The sequence below is a fragment of the Bradyrhizobium sp. CCBAU 53351 genome (assembly GCF_015291745.1).
Taxonomy (GTDB): Bacteria; Pseudomonadota; Alphaproteobacteria; order Rhizobiales; family Xanthobacteraceae; genus Bradyrhizobium.
The window spans coordinates 259,559-282,332 of the sequence record NZ_CP030060.1; the positions used below are offsets into that span (position 1 = coordinate 259,559).

A 22,774-nucleotide genomic window follows, 5' to 3' on the forward strand; every position below is an offset into this window, starting at 1 on the left:
CTCCGGTCGATAGCCGACCGGACGGCCGCAGGATCGACTTGGACGAATTCGTGGAAGGCCGATCGATCGGCGCCTTCCACCTCAATGTCGTGCTTTGGCCACTGCTGGTCACGATCGCAGATGGTTTCGATCTTGTCGTAATGGGCTATGCCGCCCCCGAGATCATCAAGATATTGAACTTCGATCGGAGCGCGATGGGCGTCATCCTGAGCTCCAGCCTGGTCGGAATGCTGATCGGCACTCCGATAGCCGGCTATCTCGGCGACCGTTTTGGCAGGAAGCCTCTGATCGTTCTGTCGACATTGCTTTTCGGCCTAGCCACGTGCTCGACCGTGCTGGCCGCTTCCGTCGCGCAGTTCTGCGCTCTTCGTTTCGTCGCGGGAGTCGGCCTTGCCGGGATCATCCCTAACGCGACCGCGCTCGTATCGGAGTTCATTCCACGCCGCGTCCGCGGTGCCTTCCTCATAGTCGTACAGCTCGGCGTGCAGATCGGAGGCATAGTACCCGGCCTCGTCGCCGCGTATCTGGTCTCCCGCTACGGCTGGGAAGTACTTTTCCATATAGGAGGCGCCGCTCCGGTGGTGCTGGCGACGGTGCTCGTTTTCGTACTGCCCGAGTCCATCAAGTACCTGTCGCTCGTTCCATCGAAGCGAGCGGAGCTTCTCAGGATCGCCAGGGCTCTCGACCCGAGGGGCCACCTTCCGGACGACGCGGTTTTCGCCTTGAAGTCCACGGGCTCGAGGGGAGCCTTGTCCCCGCTCGTGCCGCTTCGAAACGGCATGCACATCATCACACCGCTCCTCTGGCTACTCGCGGTGGTCAATTTGTTCACGACCCTTCTGATGGCGAGCTGGGCTCCGACGGTCTTGCGTGACATTGGACTTTCACCCGAAGCCGCCGCGCTCACGGCGACCCTGTTCGGTCTCGGAGGATTGATCGGAAGCTTCATGCTTACGGTGGGGTTCAATCGCTATGGTTTTCTCGTCATCGTCGCTTTCTACATCGTCGCGATCCCCTCGATGGCGCTCATCGGCCAGCCGTTCGTCGATCGCGGAGTCCTGCCGTGGTTGGTTCTTGTGACCGGCATATGCGTTGCCGGTACCCAATCCGCGATCAACTCGGCTTTCGGAATGTTATATCCAACCACCATCCGGTCGAACTGCGTCGGGTGGGGAATGGCGATCGGCCGCCTCGGAGCGATCGGAGGCCCTCTGTTCGGAGGCTTCCTGATGTCCAAGCAACTCTCCGGTACCGCTTTCTTCGAAACCGCCGCGTTGCCTCTCGTATTCGGCGTCCTGATAGCTGGCGTGCTGACGTACGCCTGCCGGCAGAGGTTCGGAGGCTGGACTTTGGATGAAAGGGCAAAGGGGGAGGCATGACCGCTCCATTCGAAAACAATCGCTGGATGTCTTCGCCGCCGAACGAGATAGCAGAAAGAATAAGAGCCTTGGGGCCGGTGATAGATCCGCCCGGAACCGCGCGGATCTACGCAGACATCCTGGCTCACCAGCCGACCGACGGAGTCGACGTCATTCCCAACATCCGCTACGGAAACGGGACCAGGCAGTCGTTGGACGTCTATCGGCCGGTTGCGACATCGGGTTCGGTGCCTGTGGTGCTGTTCTTCCACGGTGGCGGCTACAGTCGCGGCGACAAGTCCGATAGGAGCAATGTGGGTTACTTCTTTGCCCGCAACGGGGTCACGGCCTTCATCGCGAACTATGGCCTTGCCCCGGAATGCAAGTGGCCGTCTGGGGCACGCGACGTGATTGCTGCCTTGAGGTGGGCCCAGGAGAATGCGCAAGATCATGGAGGAGATCCGAGACGAATATGTCTGCTCGGAGAATCGGCGGGAGCCGCGCACGTCGCTCTCGCTTCCTTCGTCTCCACCTTCCACAAGGGGCGACCTCTCCGAGCGGCCGGCGTGGTTCTGCAGTCCGGGTCTTACAACGTCGCTCTCGAACGCGTCGCGGCTGCGGCTTTCGGTATACCTTCTCCCGACCTGCGCAATCAGGCCTATTTCGGCGAGGAGACTGCCCGATATTTGGAGATGTCGACGACCCGTCTGATAGATGCCCCGGACGTGCCGACCTTGATCACCTACGCGGAATACGATCCGGTTCCGATGCAGGTGCAAGCCGGAGAACTATTCGCCACCTTGGCGCTGCGGGCGTCCCATTGCCCCCTGCTACTCCGGTTGTTGGGCCATGGGCATATCTCTCAATTCAGCTCGTACAATACGGTGGATACCAGCGTAAGCGGACGGGTGCTCGATTTCGCGAAGTCTCTGCCGAGAGTCCAATGATCCATGGAGAACTGCAATTCGGATCCGAACGCCGGCCTCAGTCCCGCATTGCGATGTCAGGGGGGCCATCGCTGAATTGCGAAGCCGAAAGCGAACGGGGCGGCGACTTCCAGGCCGCTCCACGAAAGCGCTCTATGACCACGTAGTCCAAAGCAAGCTTCATCTGAATTGACGGCGCTCTGTTGAGATACCCGGTCCTTTGGTGATGCCCACCAGAGCTCTCTTTCCAAGCGGCTTACCTAGAGCCTTACTGAGTAACACTTGCGCTATGAAGAGTAATACGAGCCGTGCCTCGGTTGTCCTGATAGTTCCTGTTGAGCGGCCCTTGGAGACGACGGTAATACTCCGGAGTGATGTCAGGCGGCAGAATGGTTGGAAGCGTTTGAACCGCGTCATTTACGTAAGGCAGACCTCTCCCGTTTCCGGGGCGACAAAGTCAGCAATGAGAAGGCGAGACAGATTTTGCTTTTGCCAAACCTCATTGGCGACGGGCAATAGAGCGTCCGGGATGGGGTCTAGAGTCTCCAAGTCGCTCTGTTCTTTTTGACGCCCAATAATCCCGGCATCATCCGACGTTTCTTCCAGCCGCTTTGGGCGTGCAGAGTGTCGGCTGCATCCCCTAGGTCTAGATTGAGCCCCGCATCGCTGGGTTCAAGGGGAAGCTCGCCGCCGCCACTGCCCCAAATAGTGAGAATTGGTTGAAACCAATTCGCGCCGTAAACGCGACGAAAGGGGAACAAAAGGAATCTCGGTCTGTCGTATGATCCGAATCCCATTACGCCGGACAAGAGAACACCATGGCACAGAATATCTACGACAATCCCGATTTCTTCGCCGGTTACAGCCAGCTTCCGAGACAAATTCGCGGTCTGGACGGTGCGCCTGAATGGCCCTCCATACGCGCGATTTTGCCAGCGATTTTCGGCAAGCGCGTCCTCGATTTGGGGTGCGGCCTTGGTTGGACGTCGCGCTGGATGCGCAAGCAAGGCGCAAACTCGGTGCTCGGCCTGGACCTCTCCGAAAACATGATCAGCCGGGCAAAGGCGGATACCAACGATCCAGAAATTAAATACCGGATTGCAGACCTGGAGACAGTGGAGTTGCCGCCGGCAGCCTTCGATCTCGCTTATAGTGCACTCACCTTTCACTATATCAGGGACTTCAGCCGTCTCGCGCGCATGGTCCACCAAGCGCTCACGCCCGGCGGGCATATCGTATTCACCATCGAGCATCCGATCTTTATGGCAGCGGTCCATCCGCATTGGATCGCCGACGAGGACGGGCGCAAGACTTGGCCAGTCAATTGCTATTCGATCGAGGGTGAGCGCCAGACTGACTGGTTTGCGAAAGGCGTAATCAAATATCACCGGACCATCGGCACGACGCTTAACACCTTGATCCGTGCTGGCTTCCGGATCTTAGCCGTCGAAGAGTTTGCCCCGTCCCCCGAGCAGATCACACAAACGCCAGAGCTGGAAGAAGAGTTGGAGCGACCGATGATGCTTCTGGTTTCCGCGCAACGGTAGCACCCAAAGTCAATTGTTCGGGTCGTTCGGCGCGCTTGTTGTCAATGACTGCATCGAGTCAATCAGTAATCTTCTCAAAGCCCTTGGCCATGCGCATTATGCAGATATCGCCATATTGACCAGGCGGACCAGCCGGCGGGTCGGGTCTTTCAGCGATTTTCGACTGCGGCCAAAGAACTCTCGGCCAGGACCTCGCGAAGCCACAACAGAAAGACCCCCGTCGCCGGGGATGCCTCTCGCCCAGGATTTGGGATGGCGAGAAAGCCGTTTGGGATGCGAAGCATGCGCGGATGCCTCCTAATATTGGGCTGTTGCGCCGTCGGCTTGGAATGAAGCGGGTGGTCGGGAATGCTGGTCGTTGAGATGACCGCCAGAAGTGCCGTGCGACGTTGCCTGCTTCAAGGAACGTCTCAGCACCCTCATGAATGATGCACCACCCGTCCCCTTCATCCGATGAGCGCACTGGCGCGTCGCAGAGGGACAAGGTAGCCATCTAGGACATGCGCACTCGTCCATGTCGGTCAATACTCGGAGAAGATTCGCTTTATCTCATGCGGCTTGTTGGTCCTGGTTAGGGCCAACGCAAGGAGGATGCGAGCCTTTTGCGGACTTAAATTGTCTGCGTTGAGGACGCCAAGCTCTAGGTAGTGGTCGCGTTCAATGACGCGCCCGTTCAGTGCGGCTGGAACGCATGATGATGGCTTCACCACCTGTCTTACGATAAGCCGCGACGGCCGCCTTCTCATTTTGGGATAGGGTCCCGGCACCCGCGCCGGCAATGACAACTCCTTTCGCGCCCGAAGCGAGAGCATCCCGGATCGGTGTTCCCGGTGCATCGGCGTAGGAGTAAACAATATGCACCGTCGGCAACTCGTTGATGTTCTTGATATCAAATTCAGAGTTGTTGCCATGACGACGGACAGGTGCCCGATAGAAAACAATCCTATCCGTATCGACATAGCCTAGAAGGCCAAAGTCTCCCGACTTAAAGGCCTCTAGCCGGAAGGTGCTGGTCTTGACAACCTCGCGAGCAGCGTTGATCTGCTCGTTCATGACCACCAGAGTTCCCTTGCCTGCCGCCTCTGGCTGAATGGCAACGCGAACTGCACTGTAGAGATTGTAGGGTCCATCCGTACTCATTGCAGTTGGGGGACGCTGCGATCCGACCAGGACCACCGGCTTGTCCGATTTCATCGTTAAATTCAGAAAGTAGGCTGTCTCCTCCAGGGTATCGGTTCCGTGGGTAACCACAATGCCCGCAATGTTCTCTTCTTTAGAACTGAGAAGACCGTTTGCAGTCTCAGCTAACTTTTTCCAATGACCGAACGAAATGTCTTGACTGCCAATGTTCGCAATCTCGATGACCCGTGTGTCCGCTAACTGAGCGAGTTCGGGGATGGCCTGAACGAGGTCATTGCCGGTAAGAAGACCGACCTCGTAGTCGGCAGGGCGAACCGACGAGTCGCCCTTGCCCGCGATCGTGCCGCCAGTCGTCAATACATATACTAATGGTAGTGACATGCTCGCCTCAGCTGTTTGCGGGGGAAAGGGATGCTTTTTCTCCGATGATTGTGGAGGGTCCAAGCCAGGGTAGCTGCGTCCATGCCTTCTGAACCATGGTCACTCTTCTGACGCCCTTCGGCACTGCCGGCCTGTAAGAGCCTGCTCCGAAGTTACGCCAGCTCACTGGAGTATCCACTGCCTGAATCGTTCCTCGCCTTCGGCAAGGTTCTTGCTCCAAGATTCGTTGTCGACCGGCACCATTTGCTTCAGATTGTCAGGATAGGTGGACATTATCGACTGACGTCTTTGCTCATAAACTGATATGCGTTCACATTAGACGGTCCGGCACCGATCTTGGCGCAACGAGCTGCCTGACTCTCTGGTTCCAGCGAGAAAACGATGAGACGTCGAGTCAGCTCGGCTTTGGGATTACCTTTCGGGATGACCCAGCCATAAGAGTTGTAAAATGCCTGATTCCAGCAAATCGCCAGCCCATCCCCTTGCGCGATCAATTGATAGGCCCGGTTCGAAAAAGTTGGCATAATATCGATCTCGCCACTGTGGAACAGCTGAGCGCCTTGTGGCGGAGTCGTCCACCAAGTCACTATCTTCTGATCTTGTCGAGTTTGTTGAAGGCGCGCTTCCAGCCGTCGTCAGTCTCAAGAACCTTGTAGATCTCCTCGCCTCCGGGCACCCCGTCAGCCCGCAAGGCAACTTCGCTGTCGTCGCGGCCGCCATTGCGAAGTGAACGAGCTCCTGGGATCGAAAAGTCCCACATGTCGGCGAAAGACGTCAGCTCCTTCTTGGTGGCAGAGGGAAGGCATACCAGAGCAATGGCAGAGATATATCTGGCATAAAGCTTGGATTGTGCCGCATCTCCTCGGGAATCTGATCGACGAATTCGCCACTCACGTTGAGCGGTTCTAGCAAATCCGCCTGCTGCCACTGCAGCGACTCATCGGCGCCGGCCCCGAAAACACAGTCCCACATGTAGTTCTTGGTCTCTACCATCGATTTGATCTGGGTGGTCGGACTAGCGCTACGGATTACGGGGACGACCTGGATTCCTGTGGCTTTCTCAAATGGCCCATAGAGAAGCTCACGATTGACTTCAGTCATCGCTCCTCCGGTATCCGCAACGTATAATGTCTGTGCGCCGGACTCCAGACTGTGGGCGCGGCCAACGAGGCAGTTGCGCGCGCCGTCCATTTTAAAAACGTCCTTCTGTTCATGGCGTTCCTAGAATTCCTGATTGCCCTTACCACTGTCGCGTTGGCTCTCGTTGCGGTCACGTGAGCGATAAGCATCACAGAGCGCACGACCAGCAGAAGCCAAGCGGAGACCGCGGCAAGAGAAGGGGTCGCGCGGTAAATCGCTTCTTCCCAAAGCTGCTTGGGCAGTGCGACGAAGGTGCCGCCGTGAGGCGCAGATTTTTGTGAGTTGCCGTGTTACGGGAGCTGCCATCGCCAACCTTCTCCGGGTTTCTTGCTGTTGGCGCGCAAGTCTGGCATTCCGCTTCGCGGTCGCCAGCGCTGCTTGACTACCAGACGCTATTTTCGTATCCAAACACCGTCAAGTGTATAATCAACAGCTTTGCCGAGCTTCTGAGATCGAATCCTCCAGGTGGAATTCCGGCAAGATGCGGCGGCTGTGGGCCGGCTGGAGCAACTGGGTGCTTCCCGAAACTCCGTGTCTCCGCCACGACCAGAAGTGCTGCGTTTTGGCCTGAGGCGACGGATGGACCATGCGGAGGAACAAGCGCGTGACCATGTTGGTGGTGACGCGCGATCTGGGTTTCGCCTGCAACTGGATGAGACCACGCGATGATGGCCAAGAGGCGAGCAGTAGATCGGCTCAGGCGTCGAAATGGCATTAGTGCGAAGAGCTAAGCCGTACGTGCGATGATGCAAGACCTCGGGATCGGATCGTCCCACAGGCCTCATCTTCGCCAGGTGCGAGAGAGGATCATGATGCGGCTTGCCGAGATGAGCGCCGACGAACTTCAGCAGATGCTCCGCCACGTGAGGGCGGAATACGATGCTATTCGCGCGCGCAAATTGAAGCTGAACATCGCGCGCGGGCGCCCGGGAGAAGAGCAGCTCGATCTGTCGAACGAACTGCTTTCGCTACCGAAACCCGATGATTGGATCACGGAAGCTGGGGACGATGCACGAAATTACGGGGGCGATCCGAAGGGACTTGTCGAACTCCGCCGCATATTCGCTCCCATCCTAGACGTTCCAGTGGAGCAAGTCGTGGTAGGAGGTAACTCCAGCCTTGCGATCATGCATGATGTAATTGTGTGGGCTCTTCTAAAGGGTGTGACAGCAATTGCGACCCCTTGGATGAAACAGGGAAGAATCGCGTTCCTTAGCCCCGTGCCTGGTTATGAACTGCATCATAACATGTGCATCGAGTATGGCATCGATCTGATTCCGGTCCCTGTCACGCCCAAGGGGCCAGACATGAAGGTGGTGGAGCATCATGTGCGGGATCCACGTGTGAAGGGCATGTGGTGCGTGCCGACTTATGCCAATCCGACGGGCGAAATATGGTCCGATGAAGTAATTGATCGACTGGCTGCGATGGAGGCTGCGGCCACAGATTTTCGGCTCTTCTGGGACGATGCGTATGTCGTCCATCACTTAGCCGATAACAGCAAGCCAGCTAAACGGATCTTGCCTGCTTGCGCGGCCGCCGGGAATGCGGATCGACCGCTTATGTTCTGGTCTACCTCAAAGATTACCTTCGCCACAGCCGGTATCGGCTTCTTCGCAGCTTCTCCCGCGAACGTTCGTTGGTTTCTTGACTGCGCCAAGCGGCGTGGAGCTGGTCAAGACAAGCTTAATCAACTTCGTCACGCGCGTTTCCTCAAGGACGCAGGGGGCGTGACACGACACATGAAAAGACACCGCGCTATTCTTGCTCCCAAGTTTTCCGCAGTGCTCCAAGCGTTCGAAAGACGTCTCGCAGGCAAAGGTGCTGCCGTCTGGACTCGGCCTGAGGGCGGTTATTTCATCAGCGTCGATACTATTGCAGGCGCAGCGCAACGAGCTGTCAGGCTGGCGGGCGACGCGGGAATCTCTCTCACTGCAGCAGGATCGACTTTTCCAAACGGGCATGATCCCAAGGACAGCAATATCCGCATTGCGCCAAGTTTTGCATCGTTGGAAGACGTGCGGATTGCAGCTGAGGCAATTGCAATCTCAATTCTGCTGGCGGCAGTCGAGAAGCAGCTTGGCATCAATGACAATGACTGAAGTGAACACGCAGCACAACTCGTCTCAAGCCATTTGTCTTCTGACCCGTCACCTCAGCGGCCACCTCGCCATCGATTTTTCGTCCGCTTCGCCGGAGGCTATCGGCCACGCCCAGTGTCATGTTATTGACAGGCAGCGCGACTGGATACAGTATAATTAATATGCATACATCAGGCTTGCTTGGTTGTGTCGGTGGCCGGCAAACCGGCTCGTTCGGGCCCGAAGCTAAGGCAGATCCTTAAATGGAAACCCACGCTCCGCAAACTTATCGCAGCGCCGCCAACCCCGGAGCGCGTTTGAAGCAAGTTCCTCTAGATTATCTTGACAACTACAAGTCTCGGTTCGATGCGATAACGGCTCCGCATATTCATGCGTTCGACAAGGCCCATCTAGTTGCGCTAACCGAAGGGGGCGCAATTAAGCGTAAAATCGGACAGCAACTTCTAGCCGGCCTGCGACAGATGGAGGCAGAAGGTGTTCTAAATGTTCATTCTAAGATGAACTCGGGCCTGCACGCGGGCGAACGATATCTAACAAAGCTTTATGGCAGTGAAATTGGTGGGCAGATCGCCACCGGGCGCAGTTCGGGAGATCTGAATGCCGTTTCTCGAAGGAGGGCGTTTGCGGCTCAGATCTGTTCAGCCTTGGATGGCATGATGAAGCTGCGCCATTCTCTCATAGAATTGGCGTCGAAACACATCGAGACCGTCATGGCGGGCAACACGCATGGCCAGCACGCCCAGCCAACAACACTGGCGCATTGGGCTCTGATGTTTGAACTGGTCGCAGCCCGGCATCAGCAGCGATATCAAGAAGCTCATGCTCGCATCAATCAGTCGCCTGCTGGCGCTGCCATCATGACTGGGAGCGATTTTCCGATCGATCGTCGGCGCTCGTCAGAGCTCCTCGGCTTCGATGGGCCCTTGCCCAACACTTTCGATGCGATCATCAGCCACGACATGGAGATCGAATATGCCGGTCTCATGGCAGGTTTAACGCATTCGCTCGCTCGCTTGGCCGATGATCTGCAGTTATGGTCGACATTTGAATATGGCTATGTCGAATTGCCGGATTATCTGTGTGGTACTAGCTCGATCATGCCGCAGAAGAAAAATCCTGATGGGCTGGAGGACATCAAGAGTTTGGCGACGCAAGCATCATCGGCCTTCCTGGCTGTAAGCATGTCCGAACGCGGACCTACTGGTTTTACCACCATGGAGCGGGTCAATACGGACAGTCAGCTCAAGGCCATTGGTGAAATGATTCCCGCACGACTGGATACTCTGTCGCGCCTTGTGGGCGATGTGCGCTTTGATGTCGCGAGAATGAGCTATTTGGCGGGTGCCAACTGGTGCACCGCAACGGACCTTGCTGCGGCCATAGCGCGCGAGACTGCGTTGGGGTGGCGTAAAGCGCATGAATTGGTCGCCGGATTCGTGGCGCACTGTTTCAATTGCGGAATGATGCCAAACACGGTGACAAGTGCCGACTTGGATGCAGCAGCAAATCAGCTCGGTTTTCCTGCACCAAGCCTTGACCCCCAACTGTTTCGGGAAAGCCTTAGTCCACTCGCTTTCGTTGGCCGACGTTCGACTTACGGCAGCCCGGCGCCCGCCAATGTGTGCGCGCAGATAAAGCTCGCTCGCGAGAGCCAGACCAGAGATGCGGAGCAGCAGGAAAAGCTGCGTTGTGTTCGCGAACGCGCCGCTAAAGCTCTTGATGAAGCCGTGAATGCCATCCTTGAGTAACATTGGGTGGTCGATATGTCCGGCCAGCATCTATCGCAACATGATGATGTATCCAAAAGGGCCGCAATAGAATACATTGTGCTTGACTGTTATGGGCGTCGTGCTCATTGTCTCGCGATCGGCGCAAACGGCCCGGCGCAGTTTGATGCTGTCAGCCCCGTCTTCGGTTGCCGATTAGTTCGTTCTTCGGGAGACCGCGGCCTTCATGGACCTGAAGCAGATCGAAGTTTTTTGCCGGAAGGCGGCTGAGCTCAATTTGCAGAAGATTGAGCTGAAAAGAGGGGACATTCGGCTGCTGCTGATCGCCGCCGCTGAAGTGACATCCGCTTTCACCAGCGCGCCGCTGTCACTGCAAAAAGCTGACAGTCTCGGTTCGAATCAAGAAGGTCATAAGATACGAGCTTTGACCGACGGAGTGTTTTATCGCTCGGATGTCCAGGGTGGTTCTCCTGCGGTTGAAGTAGGGCAGACAATCACCAAGGGGCAGATCGTTGCTGTCGTAGAGTCCATGAAAACACTGTTCCGTGTCGAAGCTGACAGAGCGGGGACGGTGCGAGCAATCCTACCCGACGACGGCCAGGTGGTTTGCGCGGGTGACACTCTTCTCGTTCTCGAGTGAGCAAATGTTTGACAAGGTGCTGATCGCCAACCGTGGGGAAATAGCCGTTAGAATGGAGCGCGCCTGCGGTGCCATTGAAGCGTTCAAAGCCGGCAGCGCGGACATCCGGTTTCTGAAGAATTGGTTGGCCGCTGGGCTGAGGCTGAAGAGAGCCACTTCTGCGGTGGCATCATGACGGGTCTTTGCGATTACATTCCGCAATTGACTGCCATCATGAGGCGCCATGGCTTGATCCGGCTGGAATATGAGGAAGGCGGCGAGTTTATAAACATTGAGCTTGCGGCGACGACCGACGAGAAGGTGCGAGCGGCGCCGCCGGCTACGGCAAATATTGTTGTTCGCGCGGTTGGGCCGGGAAGATTCTTACCAAGGCATCCCGCGGCGGCTTCAGCGGCGGTGCCGATGGGCTCGTCTTTAAACTCGGATGATATCCTCGGCTACCTACAGGATGATTTGATTCTAATCCCGATCAGAACGCCGCAGCGGGGGCGGTTGGTCACAATTCTTATCGAAGAAGGCGCCGCGGTTAGTTACGGCGCGCCCTTGTTCGAGATCCTTCCGGTAGACGTGGAGTAGGCGGCATCTACGAACGGCATCGGCGCACGGCGTTGGCATAGTATCACACCATCTACTCTACTCGGGCAGGTAGGAAAATGAAATATGATGTCGCAATTATTGGGGGCGGAGCCATCGGTTCCGCGGCTGCCTATTTTCTCAAGCTCATGGCGCCGGCTTCAGATGTCATAGTGATAGAGCGCGATCCGACCTATGCGATAGCCTCGACGCCACGGGCGTCTGGTGGCGTCCGACGTCTTTTCGCGCTTTCCGAGAATATCCAGCTTTCAAATTTCTCAATCCCCTTCTTTGAGTCATTTCCGAAGACGATGGCGATCGAAGGCGTGGATGCCGAGATCGGCTTTAAGAAAAATGGCTACCTCTTCATCGTGCCCCTTAGTGCGACGGGGATGTTGCGTCAAAATTACGACGCTCAACGAGATCAAGGTTGCAATGTCGTATGGCTGACGCCGGACGGTCTGAAAGAGAAATTCCCTTCGATGAACGTTTCGGACCTTGGCGCCGGCGTCCATTCTCCCGATGACGGCTGGCTGGATCCGCATAGTGTGCTGATGGGTTTTCGTAAGAAATCGCAATCTCTCGGCGTCAAATATCTTGCCGACGATGTGGTGGGGATGGACCGCGCCGCTCATGCTGTAACGCATGCCCGAGTGGCATCCGGCGCTCAGATTGAAGCGGATCAATTCATCAATTGCGCAGGAGCGTGGGCAAAGGAAATCTGCAAGCAACTGGGGTTCGATGTTCCAATCACCCCGCTGCGGCGTTTCGAACATTACTTCGAAACGCAAGAACCCATCGAGCCGCTGCCTTACCTCAAAGACCCCGAAAGATTAGCTTTCCGTCCCGAAGGCGCCGGCTATTCAGGCGGTGTTCCGACGCTCGCGGAACCGCGGGGCTATAATTTCGAGGTCGACTACGACTATTTCGAATCAGTTGTGTGGCCAGCATTGGCGCACCGTTTCCCGCAGTTCGAACGGACGAAATGCCGTTCAACTTTGCCGGGTCTCTATGATCAGAACGACTTCGACGGCAATGTCATCATCGGGCCGGGGGCCGATGGTCTGGGCAATTTCCACATGCTGGCGGGCTTCTCAGGTCACGGCCTGATGCATGCGCCCGGCTGTGGTCTGGCGATTTCCGAACTTATCCTGAAGGGACGATACGAAACGCTGGATTTAACTCGTTTCGGTTGGCAGCGACTGATCGACGACGCCCCTCTGCCCGAGCGCGGCATCATATAGTTTCAACGCTTTCCCCTGCCTGTGGGATTTGGGAGCTTTGCCTTCCAAGACCTTCCGATGTGACCGCGAGGCCGTTCTCCTTGAGGCGCCACGCGCCACGGACCGTGTGACCTCGAAACGGCGCTTTGGAACCCTTCCGTAAAACGCGATCGGCGATGCGAAATCAGTTGCGGTGTGGCAATATAAAATGTATCCAAAAACAATAGAAGGGATGCAAAATATGGCGAGCGTGAAAAGCGCCGAGGTCGCTATCATCGGGTCCGGTACGATTGGTATCGCGGTCGCCTACTATCTGGCCAAACACCACGGCATCACTGATATCGCGCTCATCGACCAAGGCCCTCCGATGGCCTTCACGTCCGCTCAGTCTGGCGAGAATTATCGAAATTGGTGGACCCATCCACTGATGGTTCGTCTCTCTGATCGTTCCATCCAGCTCATGGAAGACATCGCGCGAGAGTCGGGCAATCGGCTGAACATGACTCGACGCGGATATGTCTTGGCGTCGCGAAAGACAGATGCCTCCGAGCTGATCGAGGGATTGCGCTTCAGCTTGGGTGCGGAATTCGATGAGCAGGTACGGATCCATGAGGGTACCACGAGCCGCAGTTATCAACGACCCGCAGACGCTGACTGGACGCTGGCGCCACGAGGCTTCGATCTGCTTCGCAATCCCGAGCTGATCCAATCGCTGTTTCCCAATTATGATCGCGACCTGCGAACAATCCTGCATGTACGCCAAGCCGGCGACATTTCGGGGCAGCAGATGGGAGCCTTCATGCTGGAATACACGGGCAGCGTCGGCGCGCACCGCATGCAGGGCATGGTCGACGGCATTAGGGCGGAGCGAGAAGGCGGGTTTACTATCGCTTTTAAGGACGAGGGGACCTCTAAGACTCTCCGAGCGGTCAAGCTAATTAACTGTGCGGGTCCCTTTGCGAACGACATTGCCGCCATGCTCGACGTCGAGTTGCCCCTATTCAATGTGATGCAGCAGAAAATCGCCTTCGAGGATGTTCACAAGGTCATTCCTCGGGACATGCCGTTTTCGATCGACCTCGATGATCAAATGATCAATTGGACGGAAGAAGAAGCTAGCCTGCTTCGGGCCAGTGCAGACACTGCCTGGCTCACACAACCAATGACCGGCGCAATTCATTGCCGTCCCGACGGAGGAGACGGCGGCAGCTGGCTACGGCTCGGATGGGCCTACAACGAGAGGGCGCAGGTAAACGCGACCTGGGACGTTCCGCTGGACGACCGCTTTCCCGAAATTGTGCTTCGAGGGGCTTCGAGGCTCAACCCCGGACTCAGGACCTATATCGGACGGCTGACGCGCGGTCTGCATCATTATAGCGGCTGGTATACGCGGACCCACGACAATTGGCCGCTGGTCGGGCCCATGGGACCGGAAGGCTCCTATATGTGCGTCGGTCTTTCCGGCTTTGGCACGATGATGGCTTGCGCTGTCGGAGAGCAAACGGCCGCATGGGTTGCGGATAAGCCGTTGCCCGGATCGGCTGTCTTCACAATGGACAGGTTCACGGATCCTTCGTTGATCCCTGATCTGGGCTCGGTGGGCGCGGGGCTGCTTTGATGTCTGCGCCCGACCGATTGATGCATTGCTTGAGAGATACGCGCCTAGCGTTGGACTAGTTGGGAACTCCGATGAGTGACAGCCATACATTGCCCCTTGGTGACGTCGCGTTCGCTACGATCGGGGAGCTTTCGCGCGCATTGGCCACCAAGCAGGTCACGTCGCTCGAGATCACGGAGCGTTTTCTGGCGCGGATTGCGAAGTTCGACCCGCAGCTCCATGCCTTCGTCGCAATCTACGCGGATTCGGCTCGCGTAGCTGCCAAGACCGCCGATGCACGGCGTGCGGGCGGCAACGCTTTGCATATGCTGGACGGGATACCTTTCGCGGTCAAAGATCTATTTGATGTCAAGGGGAGACCGACCCGGGCCGGATCGCTTGCGACCGCATCGACCCCTGCGGAGAACACAGCCCACGCTGTTCAGCGCCTCCTCGATCGAGGAATGGTTCTCATCGGGAAAACGCACACCGTTGAATTCGCTTTTGGTGGTTGGGGGTGCAATCCCGTCTGCGGTACGCCGGTGAATCCCTGGGATACCTCGGTTGCGAGAGTACCCGGCGGATCATCCAGCGGATCGGGAGTCGCGGTCGCGGCGGGGCTCGTGCCGGTTGCGCTCGGGACCGATACCGGCGGCTCAATTCGTACCCCCGCATCGCTTTGTGGAATTGTTGGCCACAAGAGTACGCTCGGCTTGGTCGGCCGGGGCGGCGTCTTTCCATTGGCGCCGACATTTGACACTGTGGGTCCGTTGGCCCGCAGCATCCGGGATGCCGCGTTGGTACTCGATGCCTTGCAAGGGCGGGATCCCCAGGATCCCTCGACCTACGGAATTGGGCGCATAAATCCTCTTGGCGAGTTAACGGCTGGCGTCGAGGGCTTGATCTTGCGAGCGCCAACTGACTCTCAGCTCAAATTCGTCGACCCCCGAATTATGGACCTTTTCCATAAGGCACTGGGCGACCTCAAGAGACTAGGCGCTCACATAGATGTGCGTCCCATGCCTCGGAGTCACGAAGAATATGCGGCTCACGCATCCGGTATCACGGGGACCGAAGGCTGGAATGGGCTATCGCAATACATCGAGGGGCTCGACAGTCGAGTTGATCGTTTGATAGCGCAGCGAATGCGCAAAAGCAGTGGCATCAGCGCGAGGGACTATTTCGGCCTGCTTACAACCCGCCGCGAAATGCAGGTGGAATTCGATCGTTATCTGGAAGGCGCAGCAGCGTTTCTCTTGCCCTCGGCTCCGATCGTGACTCCAGAGATCGAGGGGGCGCACGAGCAAACCGCACCTTTTGGTCTCCTCGCCCGTATAGCCAATCTAATGGACTTGGCCGCTATATCGATACCCATGGGGCTCGCAGCCCTTATGCCGGTAGGTCTGCAAATTACCGTCCGCCGTTTTGGTGATGCAACGGCCTTCCGGATTGCGCAAGCGTTTGACCGCGAACGAGGGGGCGCCGTAGCAATCCCTCCCGGATACATATGAAACCGTTCGCGATCCCCCCAATGACTTGTCGCAGACCGAGCCCTTTTGGGGGGCTTGCCGAGTTTCGGGCATTGTTCGTGGCTTTCTGAAAATGAGGATTCCATTCGGAAATTACGATTTCGTCACATTCAGGTTGACACGAATGTGCCGGAGGCCCTTTAATCGTATCCTAAATTAACGTCTCGGATACAAATTGGGCCGCGGGCCCTCGCTCCCATGGCGGCCGGCGAAAAGAGGACGATGATGAGTGACGAGCAAGCCGCGGCACTGAGTCCCGAATCGGTCGTTGCGCAAATGAAGCAAAACGGCGTGTCGCATGTTGTTTGGCTGCCAGATAGCGAGACGAACTGGCTGTTCTTGAAAATGCAGGAGGAGCAATCGCTGAGCTTGGTCGGCGTCGCCCGCGAAGGGCATGCCTGCTCAATAGCGGCCGGACTTTTCGCAGGAGGAGCAAAGCCGATCGTGTTGGTGCAGAATACCGGCATGATGGAATCGGGAGATTCCATGCGCGGCTGGCTGCTCAATCTGAACGTTCCGGTCGTCTTCTTGGTTGGTTACCGCGGTTACACGCGGCACGGCGTCAATCACGATAGCGCGGCCGAATATACAGAACGCTTCCTGCTCGCTTTCGGAATCAAGTTCTACATGGTGGAAAGTAATGCGGACGCCGATCGCATCTCGCTCGCTTTCACCGAGTCTGAACTAACTCAGCGCCCAGTCGTCGTACTGATCGCCGACGAATTTCACGGTTTTAATTGAGGCGCGGGTCGATGATTTACACAAAAGATCTTGTCCACGCTTTCGCACCTCATCGCAGGAATGCGCTCGTCGTCTCGGGTCGCTCGGGTCAATATTGGTTGGACATCAGCGAAGGAGGTGCGGACCTTCCAGTCGGTGATCCTTCCATGGGCGGTCATGCCGGCTTTAGTTTTGGGCTCGCATTGGCCCAACCTGAGAAGCCGGTAGTCGTTTTCGATTCTGAGGGCGATCTACTAATGAACCTCAGCATCTTGACAACGATCGCCGAAAAGGCGCCTCGAAACTACTACTACTTCTTGATGGACAACGAATGCTATGCCACAACTGGTGGACAGCCCGTACCGAACGCGAAGAACGTTGCTTATGACCTTGTGGCTCGCGGATGTGGCATCAATCGCACTTATTTTTTCGATGATCTAGCCACATATACTGCCGCCCTGCCAGAAATCCTGGCGAAGGACGGGCCCGTCTTCGTCTGGAATAAGATCCACCCAGAAATCGAAAACCGTCCGCCAGGTCAGCGCGCGCCGTGGCGTAAGCGTAGTCCGGCAAAAGTGGTGGCCGACACACGAAAATTCCTCGGAGTGACCCGATGACTGGGCACACCCCAATAAGGCTGTTTATCGGTGGAAAATGGATCGAACGTAACGGCGCTCCGATATTGAACCCCGCAAACGAAGCCGTGCTGGGGATCGTTCCTATGGCAAGGGAGGCCGATCTTGCCGCTGCCGTCGATGCTGCAACGAACGGCTTCAACGTTTGGTCACTGACCTCAGCGGCCCGGCGATCCGAGATAATTCGTCAAGCCGCGGCGAACCTGCGTGCGAATGCCGATGTGGTGGCCCGCGATATCACTCTGGAGCAAGGCAAGCCGCTACGCGACGCGCAGACCGAAGTTCGGCGGGCATGTCAGGTGTTGGAATGGGATGCGGAAGAAGGACGCCGACTTTACGGCAGGACCATTCCGTCCGAGCCCGGGTATCGAAACACCGTGCAACTCTATCCGATTGGCCCTGTAGCGGCCTTTAGTCCTTGGAACTATCCCTTAAGTTCAGTCGCCCGGAAGGTTGGCGGTGCGCTATCGGCAGGCTGCAGTCTCGTCCTGAAAGCTTCTGAGGAAACACCGGCGGCTGCCGTGCATCTGGCGGAAGCCTTTGTGAAAGCCGGACTGCCAGATGGCGTGTTGAATTTGGTATTCGGCATTCCCGCAGATATCTCGCGCTATTTGATAGGACACCCGTCAATCAGACTGGTTGCGTTTACTGGCTCCGTTCCAGTTGGCAAGGGACTTGCCGCGCAAGCCGGAATGCATATGAAGCCCTGCATTATGGAATTGGGCGGGCATGCGCCGGTCATAATTTGTGACGATGTCGATCCGCTCGATTCAGCGAGCAGGTCGGTTGCCGCTAAAGCCAGCAACTCGGGCCAAATCTGTACATCACCGACACGCTGGTTCGTCCACGACTCCATTTATGGAGAGTTTGTCAACAACATGGGCGAGGCGGCTCGAAAAATTGAGGTCGGCAATGGCCTCGATCCGGCCACGCAGATGGGGCCCGTAGCCAATTCACGGCGCCTTGCTGCGATACAGGAACTCGTCAGCGAGGCGATCGCGAAAGGTGCCAGGCTTGTTGCCGGTGGGGAGCGCATCAAGAATAACGGCTACTATTGGCCTCTTACGGTATTGGCCGACGTGCCCGCGGATGCGCGTATTATGAAGGAAGAACCGTTTGGCCCAGTCGCACTCGTAAATTCGGTTACTTCGCTGCCAGACGCGATCAAGCGCGCCAACGAACTGCCCTATGGGCTTGCGGGTTACGCGATGACTCATTCGGCTGACTACGCCGGCTACATCGCCGACCACATGCAGGTCGGAAACCTTGCGATCAATCACTTCACGTCATCGCTGCCGGAGACGCCTTTTGGGGGAACAAAGGACTCGGGGTATGCGCGTGAGGGTGGGGCTGAGGGGTTGTTGAACTACACGATTGTACGCAGCATTTCATTCCTGGCGGGACCGCCCCGCAACTCAGTTCCTGCGCATCGTTAGAGCGGGCATACGAATGAAGCTCAAGATCGAAAACCTCTCGAAACGGTACGGTGCGTTCGACGCTTTGAAGCCGACGTCTCTCGATGTGGCCGAAGGAGAATTTCTGACTCTATTGGGCCCTTCTGGCTCCGGAAAGACGACGCTCCTAACCATGATCGCCGGACTAACCCCTCCAAACTCCGGCGAGATCTACATCAACGGTCGTCGAGCTACCAACGAGCCCGCGTTTTATCGGGATATTGGCATGGTCTTTCAGAACTATGCCTTGTTTCCTCATTTGAGTATCGCGGAAAACCTCGCATTTCCGCTGCGCATGCGGAAGATGCCGGAGGCTGATATACGCGACCGGGTAAAGTCGATGTTGGAGATCATCAGCTTACCTCACGTTGCCGAGCGTGTGCCCAAGGAGCTATCGGGTGGTCAGCAACAACGCGTGGCTCTCGCACGCGCAATGGTCTACCGGCCGTCGATCGTACTGATGGACGAACCTTTGGGCGCGCTGGATAAGAACTTGCGCGAGCAGATGCAGATCGAAATCAAGCATCTGCATAAGCGATTAAAGACGACCATCATCTACGTGACCCACGACCAAGAAGAAGCGTTGGCCATGTCAGATCGGATCTGTCTGATGAACGGTGGCGAGATCGAGCAACTGGCACCACCGAACGAAATTTACGATCGCCCCTCGACGGTCTTCGCCGCTAACTTCATCGGACAGTCCAATATCATGGCGGCTGGCGAAGTGAGCGATGCAAGCGGCAACGTGACGCCCATGCAGGCGGGAACGCGACTGATGGTTCGACCTGAATACGTTCGCGTCAACGCCGACGTCGTTCCCGCGCACCACCGGACCGAAGCGACGTTTATTGAGCGCATCAATATTGGGCCGACAACCCGGTACTTCTTCAAGTCGGCGTCCGATCGCGTCCTTTCAGCCCTTGTTCTGAATGCACAGGCTCCTCACGATATCGAGAACGGTCAACGTTGCATCTTGAGCTGGGCCGCCTCCCGGTCGGTAGAAATAAAGGATGTAGGAACGTGACAGATCGGACGACCATCCCGGGATCATGGCCGCGATCAGATCGGCGCCTACCTCTGAGCGAATTGCTAGCGCGCTGGCCGTTTCTTCAGATAGCACCGCTGCTGACGTTTCTATCCGTCGTATTTGTACTGCCTGTCGGCGGAATTCTTGTTCTCAGCCTCTTTGACGCTCACGGTGCGCTGACGCTAGAGAATTTTTCGCGAGTATTTAAGACCAATCTATACGTTAGCGTGCTCGTGCGAACGATTCAAACCGCTGCTTGGGCCACCGGGATCTGCCTGACGCTCGGTTACCCCGTTGCATATGCACTCTCCAAAGCAAATGCAGGGGTTCGAGCAGCAATCCTGACGTCCGTTCTGGTGCCGCTTTGGACTAGCTTTCTGATCCGCAATCTGTCACTGATTATTATCTTCGGTCGCCGCGGTTTGATCAACGTAACCGGCTTGAAGTTGAGCTGGCTCGATCATTCGATCGCCTTCCTCTACAACTGGAACGGCGTGATGATCGGCCTGAGCAGCTCGCTTTTGCCTTTGGCGATTATTACGATGTACTCCGTAATGGAGGGCATCGAGCCGAACTTGGAAAAAGCGGCGAGCACGCTGGGTGCCCGCCCCTCCCATGGTTTTTGGCGGGTCTATTTTCCTCTGTCGTTACCGGGAGTGGCGGCCGGCGGTATCTTGATCTTTGTGAGTGCTCTTGGGTTTTTCATCACGCCGCAGCTGCTCGGGAGTCCTCGGGAAACGATGATCGCTCAATTGATCATCGAACAAGTTACCGAGGTGTTGCACTGGAACTTCGCTGCGGCGATATCCGCCATGCTGTTGCTGGCAACACTTATTTCCTTCTTTCTGTTTGATCGGGTGGTTGGAATGCACATTCTGACCGGAGAAGAGGGCGACCAGCATCCGTCGAGACTGAACCGAATGCTCCGCCGTGGCGGAATGAAACTAATCAACGGAATTTCATGGATTACCGCCAGCTTCGGATTGGTCGCCGAAAAACTGACGGGACGGACGGTGAAGCTCAGGCAAAGGGTGAGTAGACCCATTCTGTCGATGGTTTCGCTGGCAATTGCGTTGTTCTTGATACTTCCGATCTTCTGTATCGTTCCGATTTCATTCTCTAACAGCCTTCTGTTCGGCTGGCCGCCCCAGGGTTTCTCACTCCGATGGTACACGTCGGTCCTTAGCTCACCAATCTGGGTATTGGCTTTCTGGCGATCGGTTGGCATCGCCGCCATCACCAGCTTGATGGCCATTGCCATCGCTATTCCGGCGGCACTATTTCTCGTTCGTCAAAAGACGAGGGCAAAGTTCCTGATAATTCTGCTGCTGACCATTCCGATTTTTCTGCCTCATATCATCACGGCGGTCGCGCTGTTCTACGCTTATGCCCGCTTCGGGCTGATTGGCACATGGGTCGGATTGATCATGGGGCATATGGTGTTTGCGCTGCCCTATGCCACGATGTCACTGATGGCCGTGCTCAAAAATTACAATCGTTCGTTGGACTATGCCGCATGGACGATGGGCGCGTCAAAATTCAAGACCTTCCGATATATCATGCTGCCGATCATCAAGCCTGGAGTTTATGGCGCGTTTCTTTTCGCATTCATCCAGTCGTTTGACGAAGTGACGATTTCTCTGTTTGTCACGGGAGGCAGCTTCACCACGCTTCCGAAGCAGCTATACCAACAGGCAGTGTACGGGGCGTCACCGGAGTTGGCAGCAGTGTCGACGCTACTCCTGGCGTTAATTCTCGGATTTATGCTCATAGCCAATTCCGTTGGCGGGACGTCCAGACGCGTGTAGCGCTTGCATCGGTTGGATGGGCCGACATTAGAGCCGTCAGTTCGAGGCAATGGTTAGTGAGGAGGCCAACAATGAATAGAAGGCAATTCGTCAAGATAGCTGCGCTATCCGGCGCGACTTTCCCACTACCCGCCATCGTCGGACGCGCATCGGCGGCCGGTGAGACCCTCTATGTTGCGGATGCGGGCGGTGCGTACACCGAGTCCTACAAGAAGGTTATCTATACGCCCTTTACTGCAAGCACGGGAATTGATGTCGTTCCGGTCGTTCGGCCAGCCCAAGCGCTGGCTCAGATGAAGACCATGGTGGAAACGCAGAACTATACGTTCGATGTGCATGGGGCCGCCGGTCTCGATGAAGGTGTCCGCTACGATGCTGAGGGGCTCAGCGAACGAATTGAGTTGCCGAGGTCAATATATGACGACCTTCCTGACTCCATCAGAAATGTTCCGGGCTTCTATCCGGACTCCGTTGCAGCGTTTGCGACGGTATATCGGCCGTTAGCGACAAAACGGGATCTGAAACGAGTTGCCGATATTTGGGACATGTCCATTCCGGGAGTTCGCTCGCTGCGTACTGGCGGTCGCGACAACATAGAATGGGCGCTTCGAGCGGATGGCGTTCCCGCGGGACCGGCCATTATCAATGAGCTGAAAACAAAAGCCGGGTGGGAGCGCGCATTTCGAAAATTGGATGAGATCAAACCGAAAATCCTGACTTGGTGGAGTACGGCCCCACAAAGCGCTCAGCTTCTGCAAGCTCAGGAGATCGATATTACAGCGACGTATGCGAACCGGGCTGCAACGCTGATCCGGCAAGGTGAGAACCTCAAAGTGCTTTGGAACGAAGGTTATTACACTGCCTATGGGTACGTCATCCCAAAAGGCAATCCAAAGGTCCATTTGGTGCAGAAGCTCATCGAGTTCTCATTGGATCCGAAGCGTCAAGCCGCGCTTGCTTCCGAGTTGATGCAAGGAAGCGCCTCGAAAAGTGCCTTCGAATTTATCGACAAGAAGGTGCTCGAGTACGTCCCGACGCAACCAGATAATTTCAAGCAGATGGTCCCGTTGGACGTGGCTTTTTGGGGAGAGAATCTCACGAAATCGAATGAGCTGTTCAATCAGTGGCTTGTGAAATGACGAATGATGATCGGCACTATCGGCAACGACCATCCCTTTGAACGCCCCGGGATGATTGCCTCCGACGACATTCGATGAAATCCGCGGTCGGCGTAAGTCGCTAACGGA

General features: G+C 56.5%; 21 protein-coding genes. 17 read left to right on the forward strand and 4 right to left on the reverse strand.

Going from position 1 to position 22,774, the window contains the following annotated elements; translation table 11 throughout:
- Window positions 1-38 precede the first annotated feature (38 nt).
- The 3 genes from XH83_RS36205 (at window position 39) to XH83_RS36215 (ending at window position 3,831) form a co-directional block, all read left to right on the forward strand.
- Entirely contained in the window at window positions 39-1,379 is a 1,341-nt protein-coding gene (locus XH83_RS36205; RefSeq protein WP_164933839.1) for an MFS transporter, read from the forward strand.
- Window positions 1,376-2,305, forward strand: a complete 930-nt coding sequence (locus tag XH83_RS36210; RefSeq protein ID WP_206733167.1) for an alpha/beta hydrolase — start codon at window positions 1,376-1,378, stop codon at window positions 2,303-2,305. Before XH83_RS36205 ends, XH83_RS36210 begins: the two co-directional genes overlap by 4 nt.
- Before the next feature lie 797 nt (window positions 2,306-3,102).
- The gene (locus tag XH83_RS36215; RefSeq protein WP_128929638.1) at window positions 3,103-3,831 is read left to right on the forward strand and encodes a bifunctional 2-polyprenyl-6-hydroxyphenol methylase/3-demethylubiquinol 3-O-methyltransferase UbiG; all 729 of its coding nucleotides are present in this window, start codon (window positions 3,103-3,105) and stop codon (window positions 3,829-3,831) included.
- 521 nt (window positions 3,832-4,352) lie between these two features.
- Here the strand turns inward: XH83_RS36215 and XH83_RS40490 are convergent.
- The 4 genes from XH83_RS40490 to XH83_RS36230 all read right to left on the reverse strand — a co-directional run bounded on the left by XH83_RS40490 (window position 4,353) and on the right by XH83_RS36230 (window position 6,453).
- On the reverse strand, window positions 4,353-4,577 hold the full coding sequence (locus tag XH83_RS40490) for a hypothetical protein (protein ID WP_371746378.1): 225 nt from the start codon (window positions 4,575-4,577) through the stop codon (window positions 4,353-4,355).
- Window positions 4,489-5,352 (reverse strand): asparaginase, encoded by an 864-nt coding sequence (locus XH83_RS36220; RefSeq protein ID WP_128929637.1) that lies wholly within the window; start codon window positions 5,350-5,352, stop codon window positions 4,489-4,491. The genes XH83_RS40490 and XH83_RS36220 overlap by 89 nt, the downstream gene beginning before the upstream one ends.
- 272 nt (window positions 5,353-5,624) lie before the next feature.
- The gene (locus tag XH83_RS36225; protein ID WP_164933840.1) at window positions 5,625-5,939 is read right to left on the reverse strand and encodes an extracellular solute-binding protein; all 315 of its coding nucleotides are present in this window, start codon (window positions 5,937-5,939) and stop codon (window positions 5,625-5,627) included.
- A gap of 187 nt (window positions 5,940-6,126) precedes the next feature.
- On the reverse strand, window positions 6,127-6,453 hold the full coding sequence (locus XH83_RS36230) for a hypothetical protein (RefSeq protein WP_128929635.1): 327 nt from the start codon (window positions 6,451-6,453) through the stop codon (window positions 6,127-6,129).
- An 848-nt stretch (window positions 6,454-7,301) separates the two neighbouring features.
- Between XH83_RS36230 and XH83_RS36235 the strand changes: the two genes are divergently transcribed.
- The 14 genes from XH83_RS36235 (at window position 7,302) to XH83_RS36300 (ending at window position 22,666) form a co-directional block, all read left to right on the forward strand.
- The gene (locus XH83_RS36235) at window positions 7,302-8,594 is read left to right on the forward strand and encodes an aminotransferase class I/II-fold pyridoxal phosphate-dependent enzyme (RefSeq protein WP_128929634.1); all 1,293 of its coding nucleotides are present in this window, start codon (window positions 7,302-7,304) and stop codon (window positions 8,592-8,594) included.
- A 242-nt stretch (window positions 8,595-8,836) separates the two neighbouring features.
- On the forward strand, window positions 8,837-10,342 hold the full coding sequence (locus XH83_RS36240; protein WP_128929633.1) for an argininosuccinate lyase: 1,506 nt from the start codon (window positions 8,837-8,839) through the stop codon (window positions 10,340-10,342).
- Window positions 10,343-10,547: 205 nt separating this feature from the next.
- Window positions 10,548-10,961 (forward strand): biotin/lipoyl-containing protein, encoded by a 414-nt coding sequence (locus XH83_RS36245; protein ID WP_128929632.1) that lies wholly within the window; start codon window positions 10,548-10,550, stop codon window positions 10,959-10,961.
- 4 nt (window positions 10,962-10,965) lie between these two features.
- Window positions 10,966-11,136 (forward strand): biotin carboxylase N-terminal domain-containing protein, encoded by a 171-nt coding sequence (locus XH83_RS36250; protein ID WP_164933826.1) that lies wholly within the window; start codon window positions 10,966-10,968, stop codon window positions 11,134-11,136.
- The gene (locus XH83_RS36255; RefSeq protein ID WP_128929630.1) at window positions 11,133-11,537 is read left to right on the forward strand and encodes a biotin/lipoyl-containing protein; all 405 of its coding nucleotides are present in this window, start codon (window positions 11,133-11,135) and stop codon (window positions 11,535-11,537) included. Before XH83_RS36250 ends, XH83_RS36255 begins: the two co-directional genes overlap by 4 nt.
- A gap of 77 nt (window positions 11,538-11,614) precedes the next feature.
- Window positions 11,615-12,778 (forward strand): FAD-binding oxidoreductase, encoded by a 1,164-nt coding sequence (locus XH83_RS36260; protein WP_128955182.1) that lies wholly within the window; start codon window positions 11,615-11,617, stop codon window positions 12,776-12,778.
- Between the two features lie 220 nt (window positions 12,779-12,998).
- Window positions 12,999-14,375: an FAD-binding oxidoreductase gene (locus XH83_RS36265; protein WP_194408520.1), complete on the forward strand. Its 1,377-nt coding sequence runs from the start codon at window positions 12,999-13,001 to the stop codon at window positions 14,373-14,375.
- A 71-nt stretch (window positions 14,376-14,446) separates the two neighbouring features.
- On the forward strand, window positions 14,447-15,865 hold the full coding sequence (locus XH83_RS36270) for an amidase (RefSeq protein ID WP_128929628.1): 1,419 nt from the start codon (window positions 14,447-14,449) through the stop codon (window positions 15,863-15,865).
- A 243-nt stretch (window positions 15,866-16,108) separates the two neighbouring features.
- Window positions 16,109-16,624: a thiamine pyrophosphate-binding protein gene (locus XH83_RS36275; protein WP_164933841.1), complete on the forward strand. Its 516-nt coding sequence runs from the start codon at window positions 16,109-16,111 to the stop codon at window positions 16,622-16,624.
- Window positions 16,625-16,635: 11 nt separating this feature from the next.
- Window positions 16,636-17,220, forward strand: coding sequence for a thiamine pyrophosphate-dependent enzyme (locus XH83_RS36280; protein ID WP_128929626.1), 585 nt, complete (start codon window positions 16,636-16,638; stop codon window positions 17,218-17,220).
- On the forward strand, window positions 17,217-18,674 hold the full coding sequence (locus XH83_RS36285) for an NAD-dependent succinate-semialdehyde dehydrogenase (RefSeq protein WP_128955180.1): 1,458 nt from the start codon (window positions 17,217-17,219) through the stop codon (window positions 18,672-18,674). Before XH83_RS36280 ends, XH83_RS36285 begins: the two co-directional genes overlap by 4 nt.
- 13 nt (window positions 18,675-18,687) lie before the next feature.
- Entirely contained in the window at window positions 18,688-19,716 is a 1,029-nt protein-coding gene (locus XH83_RS36290) for an ABC transporter ATP-binding protein (RefSeq protein WP_128955179.1), read from the forward strand.
- Window positions 19,713-21,527: an ABC transporter permease subunit gene (locus XH83_RS36295; RefSeq protein WP_164933842.1), complete on the forward strand. Its 1,815-nt coding sequence runs from the start codon at window positions 19,713-19,715 to the stop codon at window positions 21,525-21,527. The genes XH83_RS36290 and XH83_RS36295 overlap by 4 nt, the downstream gene beginning before the upstream one ends.
- Before the next feature lie 71 nt (window positions 21,528-21,598).
- Window positions 21,599-22,666 carry an extracellular solute-binding protein gene (locus XH83_RS36300; protein ID WP_128929622.1) on the forward strand — a complete coding sequence of 356 codons (1,068 nt, stop codon included), beginning with the start codon at window positions 21,599-21,601 and terminating at the stop codon, window positions 22,664-22,666.
- The last annotated feature ends 108 nt before the right edge of the window (window positions 22,667-22,774 follow it).